General features: G+C 43.2%; 23 protein-coding genes and 2 pseudogenes. 14 read left to right on the top strand and 11 right to left on the bottom strand.

From position 1 onward, the window contains the following. Positions 1–421 (top strand): annotated as a pseudogene (locus IM496_RS05565) (IS1634 family transposase); the annotation flags it as partial. A 323-nt stretch (positions 422–744) separates the two neighbouring features. Here the strand turns inward: IM496_RS05565 and IM496_RS05560 are convergent. The 6 genes from IM496_RS05560 to IM496_RS05535 form a co-directional block, all read right to left on the bottom strand. Next, positions 745–1,998 (bottom strand): methionine gamma-lyase family protein, encoded by a 1,254-nt coding sequence (locus IM496_RS05560; protein WP_194013696.1) that lies wholly within the window; start codon positions 1,996–1,998, stop codon positions 745–747. Between the two features lie 660 nt (positions 1,999–2,658). Beyond that, positions 2,659–4,218, bottom strand: a complete 1,560-nt coding sequence (locus IM496_RS05555) for an HlyD family secretion protein (RefSeq protein ID WP_287661499.1) — start codon at positions 4,216–4,218, stop codon at positions 2,659–2,661. Between the two features lie 26 nt (positions 4,219–4,244). Beyond that, positions 4,245–6,134: an ATP-binding cassette domain-containing protein gene (locus IM496_RS05550; RefSeq protein WP_287661497.1), complete on the bottom strand. Its 1,890-nt coding sequence runs from the start codon at positions 6,132–6,134 to the stop codon at positions 4,245–4,247. 43 nt (positions 6,135–6,177) lie between these two features. After that, on the bottom strand, positions 6,178–7,365 hold the full coding sequence (locus tag IM496_RS05545) for a type III polyketide synthase (protein WP_287661496.1): 1,188 nt from the start codon (positions 7,363–7,365) through the stop codon (positions 6,178–6,180). 153 nt (positions 7,366–7,518) lie between these two features. Further along, on the bottom strand, positions 7,519–9,132 hold the full coding sequence (locus tag IM496_RS05540) for a cytochrome b5-like heme/steroid binding domain-containing protein (protein WP_287661495.1): 1,614 nt from the start codon (positions 9,130–9,132) through the stop codon (positions 7,519–7,521). 324 nt (positions 9,133–9,456) lie between these two features. Beyond that, positions 9,457–9,786, bottom strand: a complete 330-nt coding sequence (locus IM496_RS05535) for a hypothetical protein (RefSeq protein ID WP_194013687.1) — start codon at positions 9,784–9,786, stop codon at positions 9,457–9,459. Between the two features lie 344 nt (positions 9,787–10,130). On the opposite strand from IM496_RS05535, the gene IM496_RS05530 reads away from it, so the two are divergent. Further along, on the top strand, positions 10,131–10,793 hold the full coding sequence (locus IM496_RS05530) for an ABC transporter ATP-binding protein (RefSeq protein ID WP_194013685.1): 663 nt from the start codon (positions 10,131–10,133) through the stop codon (positions 10,791–10,793). Between the two features lie 12 nt (positions 10,794–10,805). Here the strand turns inward: IM496_RS05530 and IM496_RS05525 are convergent, their stop codons facing one another. Next, positions 10,806–12,092 (bottom strand): ABC transporter permease, encoded by a 1,287-nt coding sequence (locus tag IM496_RS05525; protein WP_194013683.1) that lies wholly within the window; start codon positions 12,090–12,092, stop codon positions 10,806–10,808. 207 nt (positions 12,093–12,299) lie between these two features. Further along, a pseudogene (locus tag IM496_RS05520) lies at positions 12,300–12,398 on the bottom strand (aluminum resistance protein); the annotation flags it as partial. Positions 12,399–12,517: 119 nt separating this feature from the next. Between IM496_RS05520 and IM496_RS05515 the strand changes: the two are divergent. From IM496_RS05515 to IM496_RS05490, 6 genes are all read left to right on the top strand, one after another. Then, the gene (locus IM496_RS05515; protein WP_002748596.1) at positions 12,518–13,351 is read left to right on the top strand and encodes an acyl-CoA desaturase; all 834 of its coding nucleotides are present in this window, start codon (positions 12,518–12,520) and stop codon (positions 13,349–13,351) included. 484 nt (positions 13,352–13,835) lie between these two features. Continuing rightward, complete coding sequence (gene dxr / locus IM496_RS05510) at positions 13,836–15,008, top strand: 1-deoxy-D-xylulose-5-phosphate reductoisomerase (protein WP_287661494.1); 1,173 nt, start codon at positions 13,836–13,838, stop codon at positions 15,006–15,008. Positions 15,009–15,427: 419 nt separating this feature from the next. Beyond that, positions 15,428–16,723 (top strand): glutamate-5-semialdehyde dehydrogenase, encoded by a 1,296-nt coding sequence (gene proA, locus IM496_RS05505; protein WP_287661493.1) that lies wholly within the window; start codon positions 15,428–15,430, stop codon positions 16,721–16,723. Positions 16,724–16,738: 15 nt separating this feature from the next. Then, positions 16,739–17,410: a riboflavin synthase gene (locus tag IM496_RS05500; RefSeq protein WP_194013675.1), complete on the top strand. Its 672-nt coding sequence runs from the start codon at positions 16,739–16,741 to the stop codon at positions 17,408–17,410. Positions 17,411–17,554: 144 nt separating this feature from the next. After that, entirely contained in the window at positions 17,555–18,832 is a 1,278-nt protein-coding gene (gene ahcY / locus IM496_RS05495; protein WP_002732258.1) for an adenosylhomocysteinase, read from the top strand. Between the two features lie 182 nt (positions 18,833–19,014). After that, positions 19,015–19,620, top strand: coding sequence for a DedA family protein (locus IM496_RS05490; protein ID WP_190722729.1), 606 nt, complete (start codon positions 19,015–19,017; stop codon positions 19,618–19,620). Between the two features lie 90 nt (positions 19,621–19,710). Here the strand turns inward: IM496_RS05490 and IM496_RS05485 are convergent, their stop codons facing one another. Continuing rightward, a complete protein-coding gene (locus tag IM496_RS05485; protein WP_194013673.1) occupies positions 19,711–19,935 on the bottom strand; it encodes a hypothetical protein in 225 nt (74 codons plus the stop codon). Positions 19,936–20,211: 276 nt separating this feature from the next. Continuing rightward, positions 20,212–20,430 carry a hypothetical protein gene (locus IM496_RS05480; protein WP_194013671.1) on the bottom strand — a complete coding sequence of 73 codons (219 nt, stop codon included), beginning with the start codon at positions 20,428–20,430 and terminating at the stop codon, positions 20,212–20,214. 136 nt (positions 20,431–20,566) lie between these two features. Here IM496_RS05480 and IM496_RS05475 point away from each other — a divergent pair, with 136 nt between their 5' ends. Beyond that, a complete protein-coding gene (locus IM496_RS05475) occupies positions 20,567–20,791 on the top strand; it encodes a hypothetical protein (protein WP_045360691.1) in 225 nt (74 codons plus the stop codon). Continuing rightward, positions 20,784–21,221, top strand: a complete 438-nt coding sequence (locus tag IM496_RS05470) for a putative toxin-antitoxin system toxin component, PIN family (RefSeq protein WP_194013669.1) — start codon at positions 20,784–20,786, stop codon at positions 21,219–21,221. Before IM496_RS05475 ends, IM496_RS05470 begins: the two co-directional genes overlap by 8 nt. A gap of 268 nt (positions 21,222–21,489) precedes the next feature. On the opposite strand, the gene IM496_RS05465 is transcribed toward IM496_RS05470, so the two are convergent. Further along, complete coding sequence (locus IM496_RS05465) at positions 21,490–22,395, bottom strand: metal ABC transporter permease (RefSeq protein WP_287661492.1); 906 nt, start codon at positions 22,393–22,395, stop codon at positions 21,490–21,492. Positions 22,396–22,530: 135 nt separating this feature from the next. Here IM496_RS05465 and IM496_RS05460 point away from each other — a divergent pair, with 135 nt between their 5' ends. The 4 genes from IM496_RS05460 to IM496_RS05445 all read left to right on the top strand — a co-directional run bounded on the left by IM496_RS05460 (position 22,531) and on the right by IM496_RS05445 (position 25,573). Further along, entirely contained in the window at positions 22,531–23,049 is a 519-nt protein-coding gene (locus IM496_RS05460; RefSeq protein WP_002734244.1) for a cofactor assembly of complex C subunit B, read from the top strand. A gap of 7 nt (positions 23,050–23,056) precedes the next feature. Then, positions 23,057–23,473: an acyl-CoA thioesterase gene (locus IM496_RS05455; RefSeq protein WP_194013667.1), complete on the top strand. Its 417-nt coding sequence runs from the start codon at positions 23,057–23,059 to the stop codon at positions 23,471–23,473. A gap of 3 nt (positions 23,474–23,476) precedes the next feature. Continuing rightward, complete coding sequence (locus tag IM496_RS05450) at positions 23,477–24,106, top strand: DUF1361 domain-containing protein (protein ID WP_194013665.1); 630 nt, start codon at positions 23,477–23,479, stop codon at positions 24,104–24,106. Between the two features lie 126 nt (positions 24,107–24,232). Further along, positions 24,233–25,573 carry an aromatic ring-hydroxylating dioxygenase subunit alpha gene (locus IM496_RS05445; RefSeq protein ID WP_287661491.1) on the top strand — a complete coding sequence of 447 codons (1,341 nt, stop codon included), beginning with the start codon at positions 24,233–24,235 and terminating at the stop codon, positions 25,571–25,573. The last annotated feature ends 120 nt before the right edge of the window (positions 25,574–25,693 follow it).

Here is a 25,693-nt window from a genome sequence, read left to right as displayed (position 1 = left end):
GGCATTTCGCTGTTATAAGTCAATTGATTTAAAGGTACGTCCTATCTATCATTATAAGGGTGATAGAGTCAAAGCTCATATCTTTTTATGTATGTTGGCTTATTATGTGGAATGGCATTTAAAACAGTCTTTGGCTCCTTTGTTATTTGAGGATGAAGAAATTGATGATGGTTCTCTGAATGTGATTAAGGCGAGTCGCAGTGAATCGGTGCAATCTAAAGAGAGAAAAAAACGGAATCAAGAGAACTTTCCTGTGCATAGCTTTCGGACTTTGTTGGAAGACCTGGGGACAATTTGCTTGAATACAGTGGAATGTACGATTAGAGAGGAAAGTTATCGTTTTTCTAAGATAACTCGACCGACTCAACTGCAACAAAAAGCGTTAGATTTATTGGGATTTTCCCTAATTTGTACCCAGTAACGGGGCGGCGGAAATTCTCTTAATCCCTTCTACAGCACAGGTTATGGCTTTTTGTCAACGGGGAATTCCAGTTATAATTAGGCATATTTTTCGGTCAAAATTGGATTTTGTCTCTTTAAACCCTGATTAATCGGTTTTGAGAGCTAATTTTGACTCTTGGTCTAATCTGCCTCTCTTCCTTGCTGTGACTGACTTATAAATTTTTGGAGATGTCTATTGGTATTAGGAGATAGGGATTTAGGGAGATGGGGAAATTTTAGCTAAATTCCCTAACACCCCAAAACCTATCTATCCCCAAGAAAAACTTTTTTAGCAAACTTTAACTAAGGGAGAGAAGGAAGGTGAGGGGAACCATTCATTAAAGCAGCGATCGCTTGTTCTAAAGCTAGAGAAATATGGGTCCAATGGGTTCCCCCCTGACAAAAAACGATATAGGGTTCCCGTAAGGGTCCATCGGCGGAGAATTCCGAGGTGCTACCATCGATAAACGTGCCACCAGCCATCACTACTTGGCTCTCATAGCCCGGCATTTGGGCAGGAACGGGATCCAAGTAGGAACCGATGGGAGAATAGGCTTGAATGGCTTTACAGAAGGCAATCAGCTTATCAGGGGAACCGAGTTTAATCGCTTGAATAATATCGCGTCGAGGCACAAAAGGGGCAGGATTGACCGGATAACCCAACTTATCGCCCACATAGGCAATTAAATGACTGCCTTTCATCGCTTCTCCCACCATTTGCGGCGCTAGAAACAATCCCTGATAAAGAAGACGATTTTGGTCAAAAGTTGCCCCTCCCTCGCTACCAATCCCCGGTGCTGTCAGACGATAGCAGGCCATTTCCACTAATTCCGCTTTACCTGCTATGTATCCCCCGGCCGTGACGATTGTACCTCCGGGGTTTTTAATTAGAGAACCGGCCATTAGATCTGCCCCCACGTTGGTGGGTTCTTGGGTGTTGATAAATTCTCCATAGCAATTATCGACAAAACAGACCGTATTCGGGTTTTGTTGTTTAACTATACGGACAATTCTCTCGATTTCGTCAATAGACAAACTCGATCGCCAGGAATAACCGCAGGATCTTTGAATATGTACTAAACGGGTTTGGGGTTTAACTGCTGTTTCTAAAGCCAACCAATCGATCGCACCAGTAGAATCTAGCTCTAATTGGCGATAACTAACGCCAAAATCCTTTAAAGAGCCTTGACCACTGCCCCTAATTCCAATTACTTCCTCTAGGGTATCGTAGGGCGCACCGGCTACCGCTAACATCTCATCCCCTGGTCGGAGAACCCCATACAAGGCACAGGCGATCGCATGGGTTCCTGAAACAAATTGTACCCGCACCGCCGCCTTTTCGGCCCCCAGGGCGTGGGCGAACACTTGATCTAAAGTATCCCGTCCCAAGTCATCATGACCATAACCGCTAACACTGGCGAAATGATGCACCCCGACGCGGTTTTCACGGAAAGCAGCGAGGACTTTACGGAGATTTTCCTTGACCTGTGCGTCAATTTCCGAAAAGATGGGGAGTAGGGCCTTTTCTGCCCTGTGGAGTAGAGAGGGGATATCCATCAAACAATAGATTCTGATCTGTATTGCATTTACCTTAAATGTCGGCTTGAAGAAACCCTCGGTTTTACCTCGGAGATGAAAAGCCGACCAATATAGAACAGCACTTCGACAGGCTCAGTGTCCACATTTCGACACATTTCGACACATTTCGACAGGCTCAATGTCAAGGCTCAATGTCAAGGCTCAGTGACACGAAGCACAACTCTAAACAGTTGTGTTAAAATCTAAGAGTCAACAGGTTGAAATGCCGCTCACATCGTGGAAATCCCGTTGCAATAGTACGGCACTTTTGAGGAGAAAAAAGAAGACAAGAGCCACCCGAAAACTCTTAAAACAGGGGAGTAAGTCTTTTCCAAGGCTGAAATAAACTAAAAACATTTTGCCGTAAGGCAGATAGGGTAGGGCATACCCGAATCTTGGTTGAAAGACCAAAACGCTTGGAGAGCTATCCACAAGTGGACAACTAGATAACAAGTGATATTCTAGTAGGTTCGGATAGGACATAATCGTGTAAGACGTGAGTAGGGGAAACCAGAAAGCGCGGTGATGAGCTTCAAGAATCCCTCGCCTGAGCGCTTCGGGGATTGTCAACAAGCCTACTGATCATACAACGTCAATCCTTCCGCTGAAAACATCTGCCAAGGTTGACAATAGGAATGATTAGAGCGGCCCACTTGGGGGGGGTGAGGCTCCCTGTGGTGGGGCCCCGGGGGGAGGGCCACCGGCAGCAGGTTCGTTCCCCCCACCACCAAAGAGACTTTGCCAAGAAAAACCCTGGGGTGGTCGGGTGTCCGAAGGTGGATTAATTAAGATATGTTCGGAGCCATCGAGTCCGCTTTTGACTTCGGTACGATTGCCGATAGTAACGCCAGTGGTAATGGGGACAAATCGGGGTGGTTGGTTAGGTGCGCCGACAAAAACACCGGTTTGCTCGTTCTGACGGGTAACGGCAATAGTGGGTACGGTTAAAGCGTTTTTCAGTTGGCCGACTTGGAAATCGGTAGAAACATTCATTCCCGCTTTCAATTCCCTGGCCGCCTTTTCTTCTAGGGTCACTTTCACTTCAAAGCTGGTGACATTTTGTTCTACCGTTGCCTGGGTGGCAATCAGAGAGACTCGTCCATGAAATACTTTATCTGGATAAGCATCGGCTGTAATCGTCACCTTTTGCCCAACCCGGATCTTATCAATGTTTTTTTCTGCTACATTGCTGACCACTTCATTTTGTGAAACCAGGGATAAAATCGAGGAAGAAGTGGCCGAAGATACCGAACTGCCGGTCGTAGTAGGAGCCACAAAGGCCCCCGGTTCAGCATAGACAAAAGTAACCACCCCGTCAAAGGGGGCTTTAATGATGGTATCCTCAATCTGAGTTTTGACATTTTGTAGAGAACCCTGAGCAGTAGTCACCTCCGCCCGTGCTTGATCGATTTCCTCCTGTCTTGTTCCTGCTTGGAGAAGGTCTAAGACCTGTTGTTGATTTCTCACTTCCGCCTTTGCTTGAGCAATTTCTTCCGAGCGAGTTCCTTCTTTAAGGAGAGATAGCTTTTCTTGGGATTCAATCACGGCAGCCTGGGCGCTATCCCTGGTTGCCAGTTTTTCGTTTAAAGTCTGTTGAGATATGGCTCCCTCGTTGAAAAGTAGCTGATTGCGACGATATTCATCATCAGATTTTTTGAAAATGGCTTTTAACCCTTCTAAACGAGCTTTTTCTTGGGCAATTTCCTGATAACGATTACCAGCCATCAGTTTTTGTAGGTTTGCTTCTATTTCTTCCAGTTTTGCTTGGGCCTGAGCGATTTCTTGGGGACGATTACCGGCGATTAGTTTGCGGAGATTAGCTTGGGCTGCCGCTAGTTTGCCCTGGGATTCTAATAATTGACCCTGCCAATCAGAATCGTCCATTTTAGCAATTATCTGTCCTTTTTTGACAGTATAACCCTCATCTACTAGCAGTTCCTTCAAAATTCCTGCTGTTTTAGGGCTAACATTAACCACTTTTTCCGGTTCCACAGTGCCATTAGCGGAAACGATGATCGTTAGATCCGTCTGTTCCACGGCTACAGGCAGCGGACGGGAACTATCCCGGTGGGGGGTATGCCCAAACTGACGATAGGCGAGAACAATACCACCAATGGCTAAAAATAGAGTTAGTAATCCCAATACCCAGCTAATTGCGGGCTGTTTGTTAACTTTTTGGAAGGAGGAACTATCTGACATAGTGAGTAAGAAACTGGTGGGTTAATTTAGAGAGAACCTGATGGTTGAACAGTCTGTTCCGATTCCACGGCACCATAATCGAGCTTAATAATGTGATCGGCTAGATGAAAATAGCGCTCATCATGGCTAATAACAATAACTATTTTTCCTCTTTCTTTCAGTTGTAGCAGTATCTGTTTATAGAATAGTTCCCTAAAACGGGGTTCTTGGTCGGCGGCCCATTCATCAAACACATAGATAGGACGATCCTCTAAATAGGCTGTTAATAAAGCCAGTCGTTTCCTTTGTCCTTGAGATAGTTCTGTGGTGGATAAAACTCCATTTTTGACCGTAACTTTATGGGCTAATTGCAGTTGCATCAGATAATTTTCTACCTCTTGATCGAGATTGGGGCGATCACAACCAAGAAAACTATCGAATAAGTAAAAATCATAGAAAATTGCCGAGAAATGTTGACGATACCACTCCACATTATCTTGGGTAATACGTTTACCATTGAGGTAAATTGCTCCCGATAGGGGTGGGTATAGTCCTGTAATTAGTTTAGCTAAAGTTGACTTGCCGCTGCCATTGCCGCCAATAATAAAGATCAGTTCCCCTGGTTGCCAAGAAAAGCTAATTGGTCCGAGCAGAAACCCCTTTTCATCTGCCCTTGGCGGTGGTGGTGGGTTGCCTTTTTGAGAATAGGGGGGATGGGATGGAAAGGGAATTAGTTTCCTTTCGGAAGAGGGGGATTCTGGTGCTAGTGGCGGTAAACTATGGGCAAAACCTTGAGAAAGGCCTTCGGGGGGGAAAGGTGGATGGCCTTCGGGGAAACCTTCGGGGGGGAAAGGTGGATGGCCTTCGGGGAAACCTTCGGGGGGGAAAGGTGGATGGCCTTCGGGGAAACCTTCGGGGGGGAAAGGTGGTAATTCTGGGTGATAGAGATAGGTGACAGCTTGAAATTGTAGTTGACAGGAGGGACTGATGGATAAAACTAGGGTATCTGCTTCCGAGAGACTAGAGAGAGATAATTTCATCCTTTCAATTTTTCGCAGGGCAATATTTCCCCGGACTAATTCAGGAATGCGATTGAGCAGATTCTGCATTGGCAAGGCGATGAAAGTACCAATTAAAACATAGGCGGCCAACATCGTTAAAGGAATGTTTAAAAACAAAGGTAGAATGAACAGAATAAATCCCAAACTGAGAAACTGAGATAGTTGTCCAAACCCATTAGCGATCGCAAATCTTTTCATCGCTTTGGTATTTAGTTGCCGAAGCTGGACGGCACTACTCTGCAATTCCCTCTCCATAAAAGCCTGCCTTTTGGACTGATTGAGCTTGAGTTCTTTGATGCCGCTCATCAAGGCTTGAAAATGCTTAAATAGGGTGTCTTCTTCTTCCCTAGACTTAAAAAATAAACGTTCGGCTTTATTCAGGATCGTTTGCACAAACCAGATGGCACTAACAGTAGAAGCTATCGTTAAGATGAAAAGGGCATTAGATAGCCAAGCAAAGTAAACGAAACAGCCGACAACTGTAGCAAAATCCACACAGATACTCGGCACGGATGCCACTGCATGAGTTAGGGTGTGAACATCATCGGTAAAACTAACCAAAAGACGATTTTCTTTCAGTCTCTCTAGATGTTCTAAAGGAGAGGACAAAATATTTTTACTCAATTTCACTCGCAGTTCATAGATAGCATTCTGTGAGAGAAAAATCAGCATAAATTGCGAGATCATGCTGGTCACTATAATAAATATGGCCAAGATGCTAAAGTATTGTAGAGCATTGACCGCATGACCCTCATGGACTTCTCGATTAATCAAAGAAATTAAAAGAGCGTTGCCAACACCGCTAACTAAACCTGCTACGATAGCAATAGTGATATGTTTCCAGGATATGGCCAGCAAAAATCTCAAAAATTCCATTAAGTTTGTCCTCCTGTCGGGTGACAGATTTTCAAGAGTGGGGTTAAATCTTCTCTAGGAGAATTCCTTCAATACCAACCCCTGGGGCAAAAGAGAAGGCTAAACCTGTCAAAGATGCGGCGTTTTTACGAGTAACTCCGCTCTTATTTGGTTTAAGAGCTTGCGTCCCACATCCTTGTTCTAATCTTAAGATCATGCGTTCCATTACAAATAAAACCGCACAACTAAGTAGGTTGCCGTATTGACGGAGAACTCCCCAACTATCGGCCACTTGTTCATCATTTAAATCTAGGGAAAGTTGCACTTTTTCAATAATTTTTGTCCCTCCGGGGTGAACCATCCATAAATCAATATCTTCCTTGGTTATTTGATGACTATTCAGAAAATTAGTAATAATTCGACCGACACCAGACTCAATATAATCAGGTAATTGACGGGACAGCAGACAGGTAATACCATTGTCTCTAATGCCTAAGGTAATGCCGTCTTCGGTATTTTCAGCCAGATAACTAAAATTATCCCGAATGATAAATTTTCCTCGGACTTGTATTTGTTCTGGTTCGTAAGCCCCGATTACTACTGCCGCACAACCATCACCAAAAATACTATGAATGATAATGTCATTTAAATCATCTTGAAAAACGGCATTAATAGAACTTAATTCTAAACAAATTACTAAAGCTTTGTGTTCGGGGTTAGCTCTTACATGATCACAGGCTACTCGTAAACCATTCATTGCGGCTGCACAACCCATAAAATTAACTGGCACTCTAGCAATGTTGCGTCGAAGTCCTAAACTTTTAATTAATTGAGCATCTATACCCGGAGCCACAAAACCTGTACTGGTGACGAATACGATTAGACCAATAGAATCTTCGATCTTTTCTGTACTCAAAGGATTATGCTTTTTCTGTTGCTCCGATGCGGCTAAAAGAACTCTTCTCGTCACATCTTCTGCTAGGGGAAGCCCATATTTTTCGTACATTTGCATTCGTTGTTCAATAGTTCCCTTTTCTCGACTAAAGTTAACAGTTTCTTCGGTTAATAAATTAATCGCTAGATGCCTAGTGTCAATCCGGGTATGTTCGTAGATTTTTTCGATACGGTGTTGATTCTTCTCTAGACCTTTGAGATTAGCTAAAAATTTAGCGGCATCCGTTTGTCGGACAAGATTGCCCGGAGTGCCAGTGGCGAGACTTTCAATGACAGGTAAAAACTGAGAAGATTGCATGGCAAATATCAGAACCAGTTTGGGTATTATAGGTAGGGTTTCTATCAACTAATTGCCTGGAAAGCTAGGTAAAAGTCTAGGTCTTGATTATATCTGCAAGATGCCGAATAATTCTCCCGAAACTTTCCGACAGAATTTCTGGTTTTTGTCGGCTCAAATTGAACCAATACCAGCCCAACCTTTGACAATGTAGTCTAGGGTTGTTCTTAATGCTTGCGGGTGAAAATGTTCTTTCAATAAGCCCAACTCTTTCTCTTTGGCTAATCGCGATGGCACGGCTAGATAGTGTTTAATTAGCACTGGTAGGCGATCAAAAAAGAAGTTTTGAGGTGCCACCCATTCAACTCCGAATTTTTCCGATTCTTCCCGGACAATATCTTCACTGATGATATTGGCAAAACCACTTTTTTGTTGGGGAAGAACGTGATGCACCCGGTGGGGAGCCAGGCCCGCCGAGAGAAAACAGTCAATATACTTATTACCTACCATAGTCAAATCGTAGGAATTTTTAATCTGCATAACCGCCCAATCTTGGGTTTCCCATTGAGGTGGTGCCATAGGATCTATTGGCGGTTCTTCGGCTTCAAAATCATGACTAGCCACAATCATAAAAGTGCTAATCCAGAGGGTAAGGAAAAACTGCGCTAACCAAGCCCAAAACTGACCGTACAGACAAAAGATAACCAGTTCGATTAATAGTAATAAGTGAATACCAAAACTACCCAAAAAATGGGGTAATCCCATCTGCCAACTGCCATACATATCCTTAACACCTGCTTTAAAAGCGAGGATACATAATTCCATAATGCGAACAAACATTCCCGTAACCACATGGCCTATTTTATGGAATGTATGTACTGGCACTCGATAAAAACGAGGCAATTCTAACATGAAGGTGAAAACATTCTTTTTGATATCAACATCGGTCTGAGTAAAGGGATGATGCAGTAAAGTATGACCGTCTGTTACTACTAAAGCGAGGGGAACGTAGTTAATATCAAAAATATTGGCAAATACCTTGTTTAATCCCACTTGTGGCCGATGAATTAGGTAGTGACCTACCCCTGCTAGGGCAATTCTTAGCATAGCGATGAGAGGCACAAATAGGTAAATCGGCATATACTGTCTGGCCTCTAAGTACAGCCCTTGCACTACAAAATAGATAAGAAAAAGACAGATACTGATAACATTAAAAAGAAAATCCATGCGGGCCACTTTCTGTTTAAATTCTGGAGAGTAAACTCTGGCTTTAATCTTATTAAGCAATTGTTCTGGGTTGCGGAAATCATAGCGAGGAGTATCCCGCCAACCATTAAAATGCTCTTTAAATAAGAAGGCAGGAGCGTTGTATTTAGGATGAATATGCTCTGGTCTTCCCTGTTGTCCAAGGGAATATTTTTGCAGGACTTTTTTGACTCTTTCAGGATTGGGATGAAAGATATTGACAATTGTGGTTATATCTCTGTTCTTGGTACGTCCAATAAAAAATTGTCCCCCCGGATGCTTGGCAATAAATTCCGTGAGATCATAGGCTTCTCCTTCATAAATCCAGACATTTGGCAAGGGTGTACCGTCGGGGGGATGGGGCGGTGGTTCGTTATCTCCCTGTAAGGGGGGTGGCATGAAGGGACTGACTCCACCTTGATTATGGGGCGCTCCCCGGCCGGCATCTGTGGGCGGCAATGAGGGCATCACTCCTGACTGATTAGGAAATGGTGTTGGTGCCGGAACGTTTTGGGGAGTATTGATTTCTTGTTCTGAGTTCATAGTAAATTTTTATCCTCGTTTGACTATATTTTCTCTGGCAGAAACCTGACCTAAGCTGGCGGGGAACATCAAGATAACGCTCTCTTAAATCTCTGGGGTTGTGTAGATAGGGATTGACCGAGTAGGATGGAATCTAAAAATGTTTTTTTGAGAAGTGCTAAAGGTAAATTCCCATTGCTTATAGAGGGAAATAGCTATGTTATCAGGGAAAAATTAGGAATTGCCGAAATTGTTGTATCTCAAAAAAACGGTATAAAAGTTCTTCGGCAACTATGACATTTATGCTCTTTGGTAAGCAGACAAGCAACCGAAGAACCAGACCAACTAGGACTGACTCCGTTCAAATACTCGTAAGATTAAATAACCCAAAGCGGCAATTTCTGGCGGTGAGTTTTGTAACATTCCCCCCAAAGCTTGGGCCTGTTCATCATTACCGAGTAATTGTTTTAAGAGTTCTTGATCTTGTTCTGTTAGACGCGGTAGATTGGCTGGGGCAGCCCCAGCCGGTGCAAAGGGCTGCGGTGTCCCCGGAGGATTATTCTGGGGTCCACCTGGTGGAAACCCTTGATGCGCTGGGTGAGGATGACCTTGAGGTACACCAGGAGGAGGGCTTTGCGGGGCAGCGGGGGGGTGAGGATGTCTTGGTGTTAACATTGATTAATTTCTCCCTATACTTACTATTTAGTTTTTCTATCCTACTCTCACTATTTTAAAGTGATTCCAGATCTTGTTTATTTCTTAATAATTGCCTCTCTTGAGCAAAAAAAGAGTTTTAATCAAGTACCTAGTTGAGATAACTCTCAGAAAGTGGGCAAAATTGGATACATTCATCTTTAAATGTGGACATAGTTGGAACTTACCGATAAAAATAGCAGTTGATAGTCAACCAGCACTGAAAAAATTACTTCATATTTGTTAACATAGTGCCATTTTTGACATTCCACTGCTTAACCTAATTTTTAGGGCAAAATTATCCCAAAACACCCGTGGTAAAAACGATGATTTTCTTGCAGACGATTACAAAAATTTACTCTCTAGGGGAAGTGAAAATTCCTGTTCTTCGGGGCATAGATCTGGAAATTCGGTCAGGGGAATACGTGTCCATTATGGGAACTTCGGGTTCCGGGAAATCAACCCTGATGAATATTATCGGCTGCCTCGATCGCCCGACGGGGGGACAATATATTTTAGAAGGCAGAAACTTAAAGAACTTGGACGATAACCAACTGGCTTATATTCGCAATCAGAGGATTGGCTTTGTCTTCCAACAATTTAATTTATTGTCCCGCTCCACTGCCCTAGAAAATGTCATGTTGCCGATGGTCTATGCCAATGTTCCCAAGCCAAGGCGCCGTCAAAGAGCAATGCAAGCTTTAGCTAGAGTTGGATTGGCTAATTATCTCCACAATCGGCCTAGCCAACTTTCTGGGGGACAACAACAGCGAGTCGCCATCGCCCGGGCCCTAGTTAATCAACCGGCTCTGGTGTTGGCCGATGAGCCGACAGGGGCCTTAGATACACAAACTTCCCAAGAACTGATGGATTTACTAACCGAACTCAATCAACAGGGGATCACGATTGTGATTGTCACCCACGATCCGGATGTAGCTGCCCAAACTCGCCGGGTGATCCGTCTTCAAGATGGCTTAATCGTTTTTTAGGATGTACTAGCCTCAATCCCTTCGTAAAGCGGTAATCGGGTCTAAATGAGCGGCAGAACGGGCGGGAATTACTCCTGCTAACAAACCAACGATAAAAGATAAGCCAAATCCACTGACTATCGACCAACCTGATAAGACAAAGGGAAATCGGAAAATCTGGGCGCTACAGAGGGCCACTAAAATTCCCGATAATACACCGATGCCGCCGCCAGTCAGGGAAATCATCACCGATTCCGCTAAAAACTGCTGGAGGATTGCCGAACGGGTAGCCCCCACAGCTTTGCGAATCCCGATTTCCCTGGTGCGTTCCACCACGGAAACTAACATGATATTAGCGATGCCAATACCGCCGACTACTAAGGAAATGCCAGCGATCGCCACTAGCATCACTGTAAACAAACCCACTACCGTGGTCAAGGTTTTGACCACATCTGTTTGGTTTCTAATGCTAAAATCATCGGTTTGAGAAGCGGCGAGATTGTGACGCTGACGCAAAAGATTAGTAATTTGATACTCGGCATTTTTCATCTGATCTTGCTGGTCAACTTTGACATAAATGCCGTTAACGGCCTTACCACTTAAAGAATTATTGCCCACCAGACGAGAAGACATATTGCTCAGAGGAATAAAGACCTGATCGTCGCGATCGATCGAACCTTCGGCACCTTTTGGCTCAAATACCCCAATAATTTCGTAACTATTTTTTCTTTCAATCCAAAGCTTTTTACCGATCGCATTGGTATCATCGCCAAAGAGTTCTGTTAACAGAGTCGAGCCTAAAATCGCCACTGGTGTCGCCTGTGCCATTTCTTCCTCGGTAAAAAATCGACCTTGGCTGAGTTCTGTATTTCTCGCTTTCATGTAGTTAAGATCGATGCCCACCACATTAGTGGCATGATTGACCTGGCCCGCCACCACCGGTGCTGGACGCTGCAGATAGGCGGAGACCACCTGTACACCAGGAACTTGATTTTGAATAACTTTGGCATCTTCCCAGATTAAGGTGCTACTGGAACCGCGGCCGAGACTAATCCCCCCGGTTCTGGCTTCTCCTGGTAAAATTTGTAAAACATTAGTACCTAGAGATTGAATTTTTTGTTCGGTGGCTTTTTGTACTCCTTGGCCCACGGAGGTGAGGGCAATCACCGAGGCAATGCCAATAATCACCCCTAACATGGTTAACAAAGTCCGCAGTTTATTACTCCAGAGAGCTTCGATCGCTATCGAGACAATTTCGCCGATCGCCACGGGATGAGGATGATTAGTCTGAACTATTTGTTTAGGTAAGTTAAGAGTCATTGAGTTCGATGTAATCTGGCTAAATATAGAGTTCTGATCGGATAAAACAGATATTTTCGACTTATTTGTCTTTTTTTATCTATAAATTACTTTATTTACTGTTTCTAGAAGAGATTAGGCTGTATTGACTGCGGCTTTCCCGTCCGATAGCATTGCCGATAAAAACCCTTACTTAGGGAAATCAATCGCTTCGCCATACTTTCCCAATAGGATTTTAGCGAGATTTTCCTTGACCTGTGCGTCAATTTCCGAAAAGATGGGGAGTAAGGCCTTTGCTGCCCCGTCGAGTAGAGGGAGGATATCCATCAAACAATAGACAGTGATATTTGTTACTATTTATTAAGCGTCAAAGTTCCCCCTGTGTCAAATCGAGACAGATAAGACAATGATGCTCTGTCTCCTGTTGTTTCCCTTTGGGTTATTCAATGACTGTTGCGACTTCCGAAAAACTTCCCATTGACTGGGTGACTCTCATCTACATGGCTTTTATCCACTTAGTGGCTCTTTTAGCCTTCTTGCCTGGCAATTTTAGCTGGGGCGCTGTGGGAGTGACATTGATTCTTTATTGGATTACCGGGGGTTTAGGAATTACCCTCGGTTTCCATCGTTTGGTTTCCCATCGGAGTTTTAAGACTCCCAAATGGTTAGAATACTTTCTGGTTTTGTGCGGAACCCTCGCTTGTCAGGGGGGTGCGATCGCATGGATAGGTTTACATCGTATTCATCATAAATATTCTGATACTGCTCCCGATCCCCACGATTCTAATAAAGGTTTCTGGTGGAGTCACATGGGTTGGATGCTGCACGAAATTCCTGCCGACGAAGAAATTGCCCGTTTTACTCAAGATATCGCCGACGATCCTTTCTATAAATTCTGTCAAAATTATTTTGTTCCTATCCAAATTGTTTTAGGCTTAATTCTCTATGCTATGGGTGGTTGGCCATTTGTAATTTGGGGAATTTTTGTTCGCTTGGTCTTAGTTTTCCACTCCACTTGGTTTGTCAACAGCGCCACCCACAAATTTGGTTATGTTAGCCATGAATCCCACGATAATTCTAAAAATTGTTGGTGGGTTGCCCTCTTAACTTTCGGTGAAGGTTGGCACAATAATCACCATGCCTATCAGTATTCTGCCCGTCATGGCCTACAATGGTGGGAAGTTGACCTGACTTGGATGACCATTCGTCTGCTGCAAATTCTGGGATTAGCTACTAATATTAAGTTGCCTCCCACCACAGCAACGGCGACAGAAAGTTAGTTTTATCCAGTTGTTAAATTAAATCTAGCCGAACTTATGTTTAAGTTCGGTTATTTTTTCTCCGACTTAACCCAAATCTGACGGCTTTTCCCACGGCACAACTGAGGAATATAGGTAATGCGAATCCTCCCCCAAAAAACGAAATCATTGATAGGATAAACTTGATTATTTCCTCCTCTGTCGAACATTGACTGGGGAAAGCACAACTCATCCCAAGAGCGAAGGATAACCAACCAAAAAAGAAAAAACACAGGGGAAATAAGAGGCAAAAAACCAGACCCCCCGCTAGACAGCCTAATCCATTGGCCTTTCTATTCGATTTCTTCCCTGTCACCATCTCTATCGCTAACTTTTTCTAAGCCATAGCATAAAAAGGTCAAACTAGCAACTTTTTTAACAAATACTTAATATTTACGCCGATGTGCCGGAAGGACACCAGAGAACGTATATTAAAAGCTAATCCCCAAATTATATTAAGTTTCTAATGAAAAAAATCTCGATTTTAGGCTCTACTGGCTCGATCGGTACTCAAACTCTCGATATTGTCACCGATCATCCCGATAAGTTTCAAGTGGTGGGATTAGCCACGGGTAATAATATTCAACTACTATCGGAGCAAATTCGGCAATTTCGCCCGCAAATCGTGGCGATTAATAACGAAAGTCAACTAGAAGACCTGAAAAGCCTAATTTCCGACCTTGACTATACCCCGATTATCCTAGCAGGAAAGGAAGGAGTAATCGAAGTGGCCCGTTATGGCGATTCCGAAAGCGTCGTCACGGGAATTGTTGGTTGTGCGGGATTGCTGCCCACGATTGCCGCTATTACTGCCGGTAAAGATATCGCCCTCGCTAATAAGGAAACTCTGATTGCTGGCGGTCCAGTGGTGCTGCCTTTAGTGGAAAAACACCGAGTTAAATTATTACCTGCCGATTCGGAACATTCAGCTATTTTTCAATGTTTACAGGGAGTTCCCGCCGGGGGATTAAAAAAGATTATTCTCACCGCTTCTGGGGGTGCTTTTCGGGATTTACCCGTGGAAAAATTGCCGCAAGTAACCGTAGCTGATGCCCTCAAACATCCTAACTGGTCTATGGGCAGAAAAATCACCATCGATTCGGCTACTTTAATGAATAAAGGTCTAGAAGTTATCGAAGCTCATTATTTATTTGGTGTCGATTATAATGCGATCGATATTGTTATTCATCCCCAAAGTATTATTCACTCTTTAATTGAGTTACAGGATACCTCGGTTTTAGCCCAATTAGGCTGGCCTGATATGCGTTTACCCCTGTTATATGCCTTGTCTTGGCCCGAAAGAATTTATACGGATTGGGAACCTTTAAATTTAGTTAAAGCTGGCAGTTTAACTTTCAAAGAACCCGATCATCAAAAATATCCCTGTATGGGATTAGCTTATGCAGCCGGCCGCGCAGGTGGGGCAATGCCAGCAGTATTAAACGCGGCCAATGAACAAGCGGTAGCATTATTTTTAGAAGAAAAGATTAGTTTCTTAGATATTCCCCGGGTGATTGAAAAAGTCTGTGATCGCTTTACAATTCATAACAGTTCTACCCCTAGCCTAGATGACATTTTAGCCGCCGATGATTGGGCGCGTCAAGAAGTATCTAATTGTCTGATTGCCAATCCGGTCTAGATAGTCTAGATTCTGTAGGGATGTTAACTATAATGTCTCTACAGGTCTAGGATATAAAAATCACTAATTTCGGCTATTTTTTCTATTTAACTAGATTTATAATGATCATGACAAGAGTTGATAACCTTCAATAAACCTCTTGCCTAATTAATTTTTGAGGGTTCAAAACCAGCAAAAATAAGGATTAAATTGCCTAAAATCTGTAAATAGACCATTTAATTGATTATTATTGATTCTTAATTCTCCTAGCTACTGACTCCGTTCGGACTTCGGCGTGAGCTTTTGTCGAACGCTGAGCTCACGGCCGAAGCCTAACCTTAACAACAGTTTTTGATTTTTACAAGAGGTCTAATGACCCTGAAACTTGATCAAAAATAAGATAAAATAAACAAGATAGCGGTTATTACTTTTAATTTTCTATGGTTACAACTTCTCTATCCCTCCCCGAAATCGCACGAGAAACCCGTCAAGCGAGTCGTCAACTGGCTATCCTGACTAACGAAGAAAGGAATGAAGCTTTAGAGGCTATTGCTGAGGCTTTGACTGTCAATGCTGATAAAATACTGGAAGCGAATATCGCCGATGTTCAAACAGCCAAGGCGATGGAATTATCTCCAGCTTTATGTGCGCGTTTAGAGTTAAGTCCTGGCAAATTAAAAGCCGCTATTGCCGGGGTGCGAGATCTGGCTAAATTAGCAGATCCTTTAGCTACTATACAAATTAATCGGGAATTAGATCAAGGTTTAATTCTTCGGAGAATAACCTGTCCTTTAGGGGTTTTAGGGGTTATTTTTGAAGCTCGTCCCGATGCTTTAATTCAAATTACCAGTTTAGCGATAAAATCCGGCAATGGCGTTATTTTAAAAGGGGGGAAAGAGGCACTCCGTTCTTGTCAAGCTTTAGTAACAATTATTCATCAGGCATTGAGTCAAACTAAAGTTAATCCGGCGGCGGTACGATTATTAACAACACGAGAGGAAATTCAGGAACTCTTAAAACTTGATCAATACATCGATTTAATAATTCCTAGAGGTTCTAACGAATTTGTTCGTTATATCCAAAATAATACCCGCATTCCCGTCCTCGGCCATGCCGATGGTATTTGTCATCTCTACATCGACAAAGAAGCAGATTTAAGCAAAGCAATTAGAATTACCGTTGATGGTAAAACCCAATATCCTGCCGCTTGTAATACCATTGAAACTTTATTGGTTCATCAAGACATCGCTAGACAATTTTTACCGGCAGTGGCCCAGGCATTAGAGGAAAAAAAGGTTAAATTATTGGGAGATGAAGCAACTCGTCAGATTATTAACGTACCATCGGCCACAGAAGAAGACTGGCAAACCGAATATAGTGATTTAATCCTGTCAATTAAAATTGTTGATAGTCTAGAATCAGCAATCGAACATATTAATTATTACGGTTCTCGACACACGGAAGCCATTGTCAGCGAAAATTTTAACACGGCCAAAACCTTTAGCGATCGAGTCGATGCCGCCGGAGTTTTTCATAATTGTTCCACGCGATTTGCCGATGGTTTCCGTTACGGTTTCGGGGCCGAAGTGGGTATCAGTACCCAAAAAATGCCCCCCCGCGGTCCGGTGGGATTAGAGGGATTAGTGACCTACAAATACCAATTAGTGGGAGATGGTCATATTGTCGCCGATTATTCCGGGGAAAATGCCCAATCTTTCACTCATAAGGATTTATAGTCGAGAAAAAAGCCGATGTTTACAGGATTAATTCAAGCCTTGGCAACGATTCGGGTCGTGGATACTGATAGACTATATTTGTCTGTATCCTCTGATACAATTATCCGAGATTTAATGATTGGTGATAGTGTGGCTGTGGATGGGGTTTGTTTGACAGTCGAGGAAATTCTCCCAGAGGGTTTTCTGGCCACCGCTTCCCCGGAAACCCTACAGCGCACTACTTTGGGACGAAGGATTAAAACAGAAACCAACGTTAACCTAGAAACCTCTTTGCGGGTGGGTAGTAAAATCGGCGGTCATTTTGTCACTGGCCATGTGGACGGTATTGGCTGTTTAGTCGAATCGATAATCGTGGCTAATTCGTGGGAAATGACCTTTGCTGCCCCTAGTTCCCTAGAAGAGCAGTGGAATAACTACATAGCTCGTTATATCGTCGGTAAGGGCAGTATAGCTGTTAATGGCATTAGTTTAACCGTGGCCGATTGTGATGCCTACGGTAGCTGGTTTAAAGTGGCTGTCATCCCCCACACCTACGCCGAAACCAATCTTTCCCATTTAAAATTAGGCGATTGGGTGAATCTAGAAGGGGATATTTTAGGCAAATATGTGGAAAAATTGTTAGGAATGCGCTCTTATCAAGCTCCCACCGAGATTAGCCTAGAATTTCTGGCTGAACACGGTTATTAAAAAATGCGTAACCCAGTGTAAATCTGATTGATAACTTTTTCCTATATAAAAAACCAGCCGAAAGCTTGACATTAGCCAAAATCCCCAGACAATGTTAAGTTAAATTAACCAATAGCCTAGGCTTGTATTTAAGGAAAACCCCTTATGGTAGCAACACCAGTTCAACAGAAATACGACATCAAAGATATTAGTTTAGCCCCCATCGGCAAACAGCGCATCGAATGGGCCGGTCGGGAAATGCCCGTTTTGCGTCAATTAGCCGAACGTTACGCCATCGAAAAACCCTTTGCCGGACTGCGTTTAGTCGCTTGCTGTCACGTTACCACCGAGACCGCTAATTTAGCCATCGCACTAAAAGCTGGTGGCGCTGATGCGTTACTAATTGCCAGCAATCCCCTTTCCACCCAAGATGATGTGGCCGCTTGTTTAGTCGCTGATTACGGCATCCCCGTTTATGCAATCAAAGGGGAAGATAACGACACCTATCACCGTCACGTTCAAATCGCCCTCGATCATAAACCCCAGATTATCATCGATGATGGTTGTGATGTAGTGGCCACCCTAGTTAAAGAAAGAAGTCACCAATTACCCGACATTATCGGTACTACCGAAGAAACTACCACCGGTATCGTCCGTTTGCAAGCCATGCTCAAAGCTGGGGTGTTATCCTTCCCCGCAATGAACGTTAACGACGCAGAAACCAAGCATTTCTTTGATAATCGCTACGGTACAGGTCAATCTACCCTTGATGGTATCATTCGCGCCACCAATATCCTCCTTGCCGGTAAAACCGTGGTTGTGGCTGGTTATGGTTGGTGTGGTAAAGGTGTGGCTATGCGGGCCAAAGGTTTAGGCTCTAATGTAATTGTCACCGAAATTAACGCTGTGCGGGCCATTGAAGCAGCGATGGACGGTTTCCGGGTTATGCCCATGGATGAAGCCGCTAAAGAAGGCGATATCTTCATCACCGTTACTGGTAACAAGCACGTTATCCGGGCCGAACATTTTGACCTGATGAAAGATGGGGCGATTGTTTCCAACTCCGGTCACTTTGATATTGAAATCGACCTGCAAGCTTTGGGCGCAAAAGCCGATAATGTTAAGGAAGTTCGCAACTTTACCCAACAATATAGACTAAAAAGCGGTAAATCCGTCGTTGTTATCGGTGAAGGTCGCCTAGTTAACCTGGCAGCCGCCGAAGGTCATCCTAGCGCCGTTATGGATATGAGTTTCGCTAACCAGGCGATCGGTGTAGAATACTTGGTTAAAAATCAAGGTAAATTGGCCCCCGGCATCTACTCGATTCCCTACGAATTAGACCAAGAAATCGCCCGCTTGAAACTGCAAGCCATGGGGATTGAAATCGATACCCTCACCGAAGCCCAATTAGAATATATCAACTCCTGGACTTCCGGAACCTAATATCAGTTATCAGTTATCAGTTATCAGTTATCAGTTATCAGTTATCAGTTATCAGTTATCAGTTATCAGTTATCAGTTATCAGTTATCAGTTATCAGTTATCAGTTATCAGTTGTCAGTTATCAGTTATCATTTCACTGAAAATACTTTACTTTAAAACTGTTTTCTAAATCCTAAAAAAATATGACTGAATGGATTACAAATACAATGACTTCCATGGGCTATTTAGGCATAGCCCTATTAATGTTTTTAGAGAATCTTTTTCCTCCCATTCCCTCGGAATTAATTATGCCCCTAGCGGGTTTTACCGTCCATGAGGGACAAATGCAATTTATTCCGGCAGTGGTAGCGGGGATTTTTGGTACGGTCATCGGAGCGCTACCTTGGTATTATCTCGGTCGGGTTGTGGATGAGGAAAAAATCGAAAAACTAGCCGATAAATACGGCAAATGGATTACCGTTTCCGCTAAAGATATTCAAAAAGCCAATCAATGGTTTAACCGTCACGGTAGTAAAGCGGTTTTACTCTGTCGTTTGGTCCCCGGAGTAAGAACTTTGATTTCCCTACCCGCCGGGATGAATCACATGGCGATGATTCCCTTTTTAGTTTACTCCACCATCGGCACGACCCTCTGGGTCGTTTTTTTAACGGCAGCAGGTTACTTTTTAGGGAAAAATTACCCCCTTGTGGAAGAATATCTGGCTCCCGTCTCAAAAATAGCTCTACTTGTCCTCGTTATCTGGTTTATCCTCTGGATTATCCGCAAACGTAACCGCCGGTATGAGTAAGTTTTGATGATAGGTGGTGCGTTACGACGGATTGTCACCTTCCAGTCACAGCAGCAATTTTTGCCGTCTAACGCACCCTACGTTTTACTACTAATCACGCCGGCTACTCAAGGCGGCCGTGATTAGCAAATAGGCCAGCGTCACCCCGATACTGATTTGGAAGGCATAGGGAGCGGCGCGGTATCGATACCAACTGGAAAAAGATTCAAGAATTCTCAGGGTGAACAACACCACCCAATTTAAGGAAAGCATTACGAGGTAAAAAAACGCCCCGACTCCCAACGACTGCACAAAACGATTTTTTAATAAATCCATAGCCCTAACCAAGTTAACTATAACTCTTGCAAATTAATTATATGTTATAGCATTTCTGATTCACAAGAGGTACATTCCCGAGCCTGAACAGCTTAATCAGCAAAGGTTTAACTGTGCCGCACAGGTGCGAGAAACGCTATATAACCATCGATTAACTAATTTTCCCAAAAAAACTAGCATTACTTTTCTCCATCAATACTAAACACAAGCACGATACTGAGAATAATAGGAATTGTCAGTAATGCGTCATCCTCAGACAAGGGAAACTCAACCGTACTAGGCATGAGCAGATGCCCCTTGGTCATCCTGAATCATCTGCATCAGAATGTTTGCAGCTGCCGTTGCGTCGTAGGGCGACCAAATTGGGTACTCTGATGCGGAGAAGATGAATTGTAGTTCAGCGTCTGGGATTTGTGTGGCCAGGAGTTTGAAGAGTGATAATTTGTCTGACTGGCTCAGATTGTTGACCAGAGGAATTAACTCAGCGAGTGACATGGTTTAAACTTCTAGAGGTGCGAGAATAAATTCTCAATAAAATCTTAATTGGGGGTATTATCTGGAAAAATTCGTCTAGTATATAGTCAGAGAGAGTTTTAAATAGTTTAGAAACATTCTTTGGTATGTAAAACCTATGGAAGTTAGAGAGATTAAAATTCGTGTTGACGCGGAATCGGCCGAAATTTATGAATCAGCTATATTTGCTGATCGCCAAAAGCTTGATGCTCTTCTTAGTTTGAGGTTGAAAGAATTTGCTAGAAAACGCCGCCCACTAGAGGCTGTTATGAGTGATATCAGTCGGAAAGCACAAGCTAGAGGCTTAACTCCCGAAATTTTGAGTAATTTGCTAAGTGAGTAAAGTGAGATACGTTTTTGATACCAACGTGATCATTAGCTCTTTGCTGTTTGAGGGCAGTAATCCTGACTTGGCAATTAGGTATGCACTCCAAAATGGCAACATTTTGTTCTCATTAGAACTAATAGAAGAAATTGACGAAGTTCTCAGTCGTGCAAAGTTTAGAAAATATATCACAGATGAAGAAAGGGAAGAATTTTTAGACAGCTTTATAGATAGGGGAATATTGATTGAGGTGGTAGATGTTGTCAAGGAGTGCCGTGATGCCAAGGATGACAAGATTTTAGAGTTATCGCTTAGTGGTAAAGCTGATTTGATTATCAGTGGAGATAAAGATCTGTTGGTTCTTAATCCTTTTCGCTCAATACAAATACAATCTGTTGAGCAGTTTCTAAAAAGTGTTGGTCACTATCCACCAAACAAAGAGACATAAAACATCACTGCACTCGACCGTATGCTAAACTATCCGTTAGAGGTGCGAGAATGAATTGATTATAAGCGATAGATTAATCTCTGTAATATCCCCAATGGAGGGATGAGAAGGAAAATTTCCCTACAGTCTTTCCATCAGGGGGATTACATGAATAAATTCTCAATAAAATCAACACAATATCAGATTAAGAGCCTCTAAAAATCTAGCAAATTATCGCAGTTATCTCGGCCGTCGGCTTTTTTTGATCACTCCCACCTTATCCCCCAAACTAACGCCGTCTCAACAAATTTTTTATCTCTACCCAGATAGAAAGTTGACCACCTAGACTAGAGGGATGAGTGAAAATTCCTTGACGGGGACTGAATAAAAAGGCCAACATAAATAGGGTAAAAGCGACAAGCACGATCGCCGGTCCAGAGGGTAAATTCCAGTAATAACTTAAATACATCCCACTGATACTAGAAATAATACCCACACCCACACCTAAACCCATGACTTGATGGAGACGGGTAACTAAAAGATAAGCAGTGGCTGCCGGGGTAATCAAAAGGGACAAAACGAGGATTACTCCCACCGCTTGGAGACTAGCAACGATTGTCAGACCGATCAGGAGCATTAAGCCTAAATCTAATAAATTTACCGGTAAACCCGCCGCTTGCGCCCCGATTTTGTCGAAAGTGTAGAATAATAGTTCTTTATACAGGAGCAAAACGGTTAACAAAACGATAACGGCAATAATTAGGGTATCGCGAATGTCGGCAGCAGTAACACCCAGAATATTGCCGAAGAGAAAGTGATTAAGGTCAATTTTGTTGTTTTTTTGGATGAGAGTGATCAGGGTGATGCCAAGGGCAAAAAAAGCCGAGAAAACAATACCCATGGCCGCATCTTCTTTGATTGGGGAACGATTACGGATTAAGTTAATCAGTAGGGTACTGACCATTGAGGCTAGTAAAGCACCCAGTAAAAGATTAAAATTACCAATAAAAGCGATCGCTAATCCGGGTAAGACCGAGTGACTGATGGCATCGCCCAAGAGGGCCAAACGTTGTACCATCAGGTAGGTTCCCACCACCGCACAAATGATCCCGACGATGATAGCTTCAATTAGGGATCTCTGCATGAAACTATACTGTAAGGGTTCGATTAATCCTGTTAATAGATTGTTGCCCATGAATCTGCCTTGGGGTTAAATTTTTCTGATTCTCGATCGAGGTTTTGCTCCTAGGGTCTATCTTCTAAATCGGGGGAGAAGATAGGTTAGGATAATTAGGATTAATTGTAAGTTTTTTCGCTCCCAACCGCCGCCATGGATACCCCCGTTCTTTCCTCAACTTTTTTTCTGACTCTCCTGCTCATGGTGGGATTATTCTTTTTTATTCGCGGTTCCGTCAAAGAGCGTATCGAACAGCGTGTCTATCTTACCAGTACCAGTGACGACCAACTATTAGAACAACTGCGAGATTATTTTGACCGACGTTCCTATCAAGTCAAGGCGATCGAACCCGAACAAAATATTGTCAGATTACAGGGTTTTGTTCCGCCTAGCCCTTTTCTAGCGATATTTTTGACAATTTTGGCGGCCTTGGGTTTATTTTGCTTCTCACTGGTGTTATCGGTGTTATTTCCCGATACTAATCCCTATATTTTTGCTCTTGTGGGTTTATCTCCCCTCGCGGGTGTTTTCTATTGGCAAAAAGTCGGCCGTTTAGAAGAAGTGGCTTTTAAAGTAGAAAGCAAATCTCAGCAAACGGAATTAACTGTCAAAGCCCATCGAGACGAGTTAAGACAACTACAAGATAGTTTAACCTTTCTGGAAAGACAATAAGCTTTTTATGTCCTACGAGCGCCTAATTTACCTGGCCGATACCGATGCGGCCGGTGTGGTTTACTTTGCTCATCTTCTCTCGATCTGTCATGAAGCCTACGAGTTTTCTTTAGCACAATTTGGCATCAATATCAAGGATTTTTTCAAAGATTCTCCGGTTGCCCTACCGATTACTCAAGCGGAAATCCAGTTTTTTCGGCCTCTTTTTTGTGGTGATCGCATACAGATTGATTTCACTGCCCGATCCCTAAGCGAAAACGAGTTTCAATTGCAGTATAAAATTTATTTGACTGAAATCATGGTGGGAAAAGCGAAAACTCGCCATGTGTGCATCGATCCCACCGCTAGAAAAAGAATCCCTTTCCCGGAATCTTTAAAAAATTGGTTAGGATATTTATCAACCTTAGAGGAGACTGGTATTTAAGGGATGATTTGGGCAGATTTAACGATAATTTTAACTAGGGATTGGTGGCACAATGCTTGGCAATTATTTAACCTCAGTACCGCGAGGATTGTCTGGAATTCTTTTCTGGCTTTTATCCCCTTTATCCTCAGCTTTTGGCTATTTCGTACCACCCTCGATCGTTCCCTACTCTGGTGGTTAATTCTCTTGGTTTTTGTGCTTTTTTTACCCAATGCTCCCTATATTCTCACCGATAGCATTCATTTAATCGCCTATCTTCAGCAGGATTACGCCAAAAGTTTATTTTTTTTAGTTTTAATCCCCCAGTATAGTGTCTTTATTTTCCTTGGCTTTCAGCTATACGTTCTCTCCTTACTTAATTTAAAAAGTTATTGTCAGCAAAGCCAGCTAAATTCAGCAGTTTTACCCCTAGAAATAACTCTCCATTTTTTAAGCGCGATCGGTATCTATTTAGGAAGGTTTCTCCGACTGAATAGTTGGGATCTAGTCACTCAACCGCAGCAACTATTCTGGAGTTTGCAGAATTTACTGACTAAAAAACCTTTGCTATTCATCTCTGTCTGTTTTTTAATTATTTGGCTACTATACGAAATCAATAAAAGACTTTACAATCGATTTTTTGGCTACAATTAACGCCTATCGGGAATGTCCACCCTCTGCTCGTCCCTTTCGGATTGATTAAAAGATAGTAGGAAGACAGAGATCAATTGGCCGCACCGATATTATGATCATGATCAATATTTTTTCTCTCTCACCCCCATGACAAGCGCCGATCAATCTCAACCCCTGCCTAGGGATGACTATTTTCACTACCAAAATTGTTGGTATCCTGTGTTATTCGTGCAGGATTGGCAAAAAAATCCCTACTCTTTCTCTCTTTATGGGCAACCATTGCTAATATTTCGCGATCAGCAGGGAAAATGGGGCTGTTTGCTTGATCGCTGTCCCCATCGCTTGGCTAAACTCTCCACAGGACAGATGATCGCTGGGCGTTTAGAATGTTTGTACCATGGTTGGCAGTTCGAGACGGATGGAAAATGTTCCCATATTCCCCAACTGCCAGTTAATACCCCGATTCCCCGCAATGCCAAGGTTAAATCCTATGGGGTGATGGAACGTCAGGGAGTCCTCTGGGTTTGGTTAGGAGAAGAGGAAACAGCGAAAGAAAGCGATATTCCTATCATCAAAGACCTAGAAGACCCCAATTGTGTCCATACCGATTATGTCATCGATTTTCCCTATGAACAGGGCTATTTACTCGAAAATCTCCTCGATCCCGCCCATGTTAATATTAGCCATGATCGCAGCGAATTCGGGGCAAAACGGGAAAATGCTCAACCGTTAGCCTTCCAAATCCTCGAAATCTCGGCGCGGGGAATTCGCAGTCAGTGGCGCAATAGCCGCAATCCGCAAGAAAGCTGGAAATATCTGGATTTTATAGCCCCTAATCTCGTTCATTATCGTTTTTCTCTGCCTAATCCCGATTGGTGTGCTGGATTGGCTTTATACGGGATTTCTCTGGGTCAAGGTCGTTCTCGCTTACTGATGCGACGTTACCAAAATTTTGCCGTTAACTCCCGTCAATACCGTTGGCGCTGGTTGGAACATCTGCGTCAAAGTCGCATCCTCGAAGATGATCTACCTTTAATTCAAAGTCAGCAGCAAATGGTGGAAAAGTCAAGAGATAGTTTACAAAAATTATACTTACCCTTAAAAAGTTCCGATGCCTTGGTGATTGAGTTACGTCAATGGTTCGATCGCTATGGGGACTCTTTCCCCTACTATCAAGGCTACACCAGCCAGCGGACAACGACGATCGATTTATCCGATCCTTTACCCCTTGATCGCTATTCTCGTCACACTGTCCACTGTCGCACCTGTAGCGATGCCCATGAAAACATGGTAAAAACTAAACAAATTGCGATTTTAATGGGGATATTATTAGTTTTACTGGCAATTTTATCCCCAAATCAGTCTATCTATCAAGTTACTGCCCTTATTTTCGCAATTTTGGCTTTGGCAGTAGCGATCGCCGCCAATTATACCCGCACAAAATTTGAACGCACCTATGAGAAAAAAGCCCATACCAAACTACAGTAATAAGTAGGGTCTGCTGAAAAAGTTTTTCCTGGGGGCAGGGTGTGGGGTTTTACCGGTTTTGAGGGGGCCAATTACCTAATTTTCAGGGAAAAAGTCCAGGAATTTTCCCCCTGATCACTC

Source organism: Microcystis sp. M049S2 (assembly GCF_020245625.1).
Lineage (GTDB): Bacteria > Cyanobacteriota > Cyanobacteriia > Cyanobacteriales > Microcystaceae > Microcystis > Microcystis ichthyoblabe_A.
The sequence above is the reverse complement of the archived record's forward strand: the minus strand, read 5'-3'. Positions and strand labels throughout refer to the sequence as shown.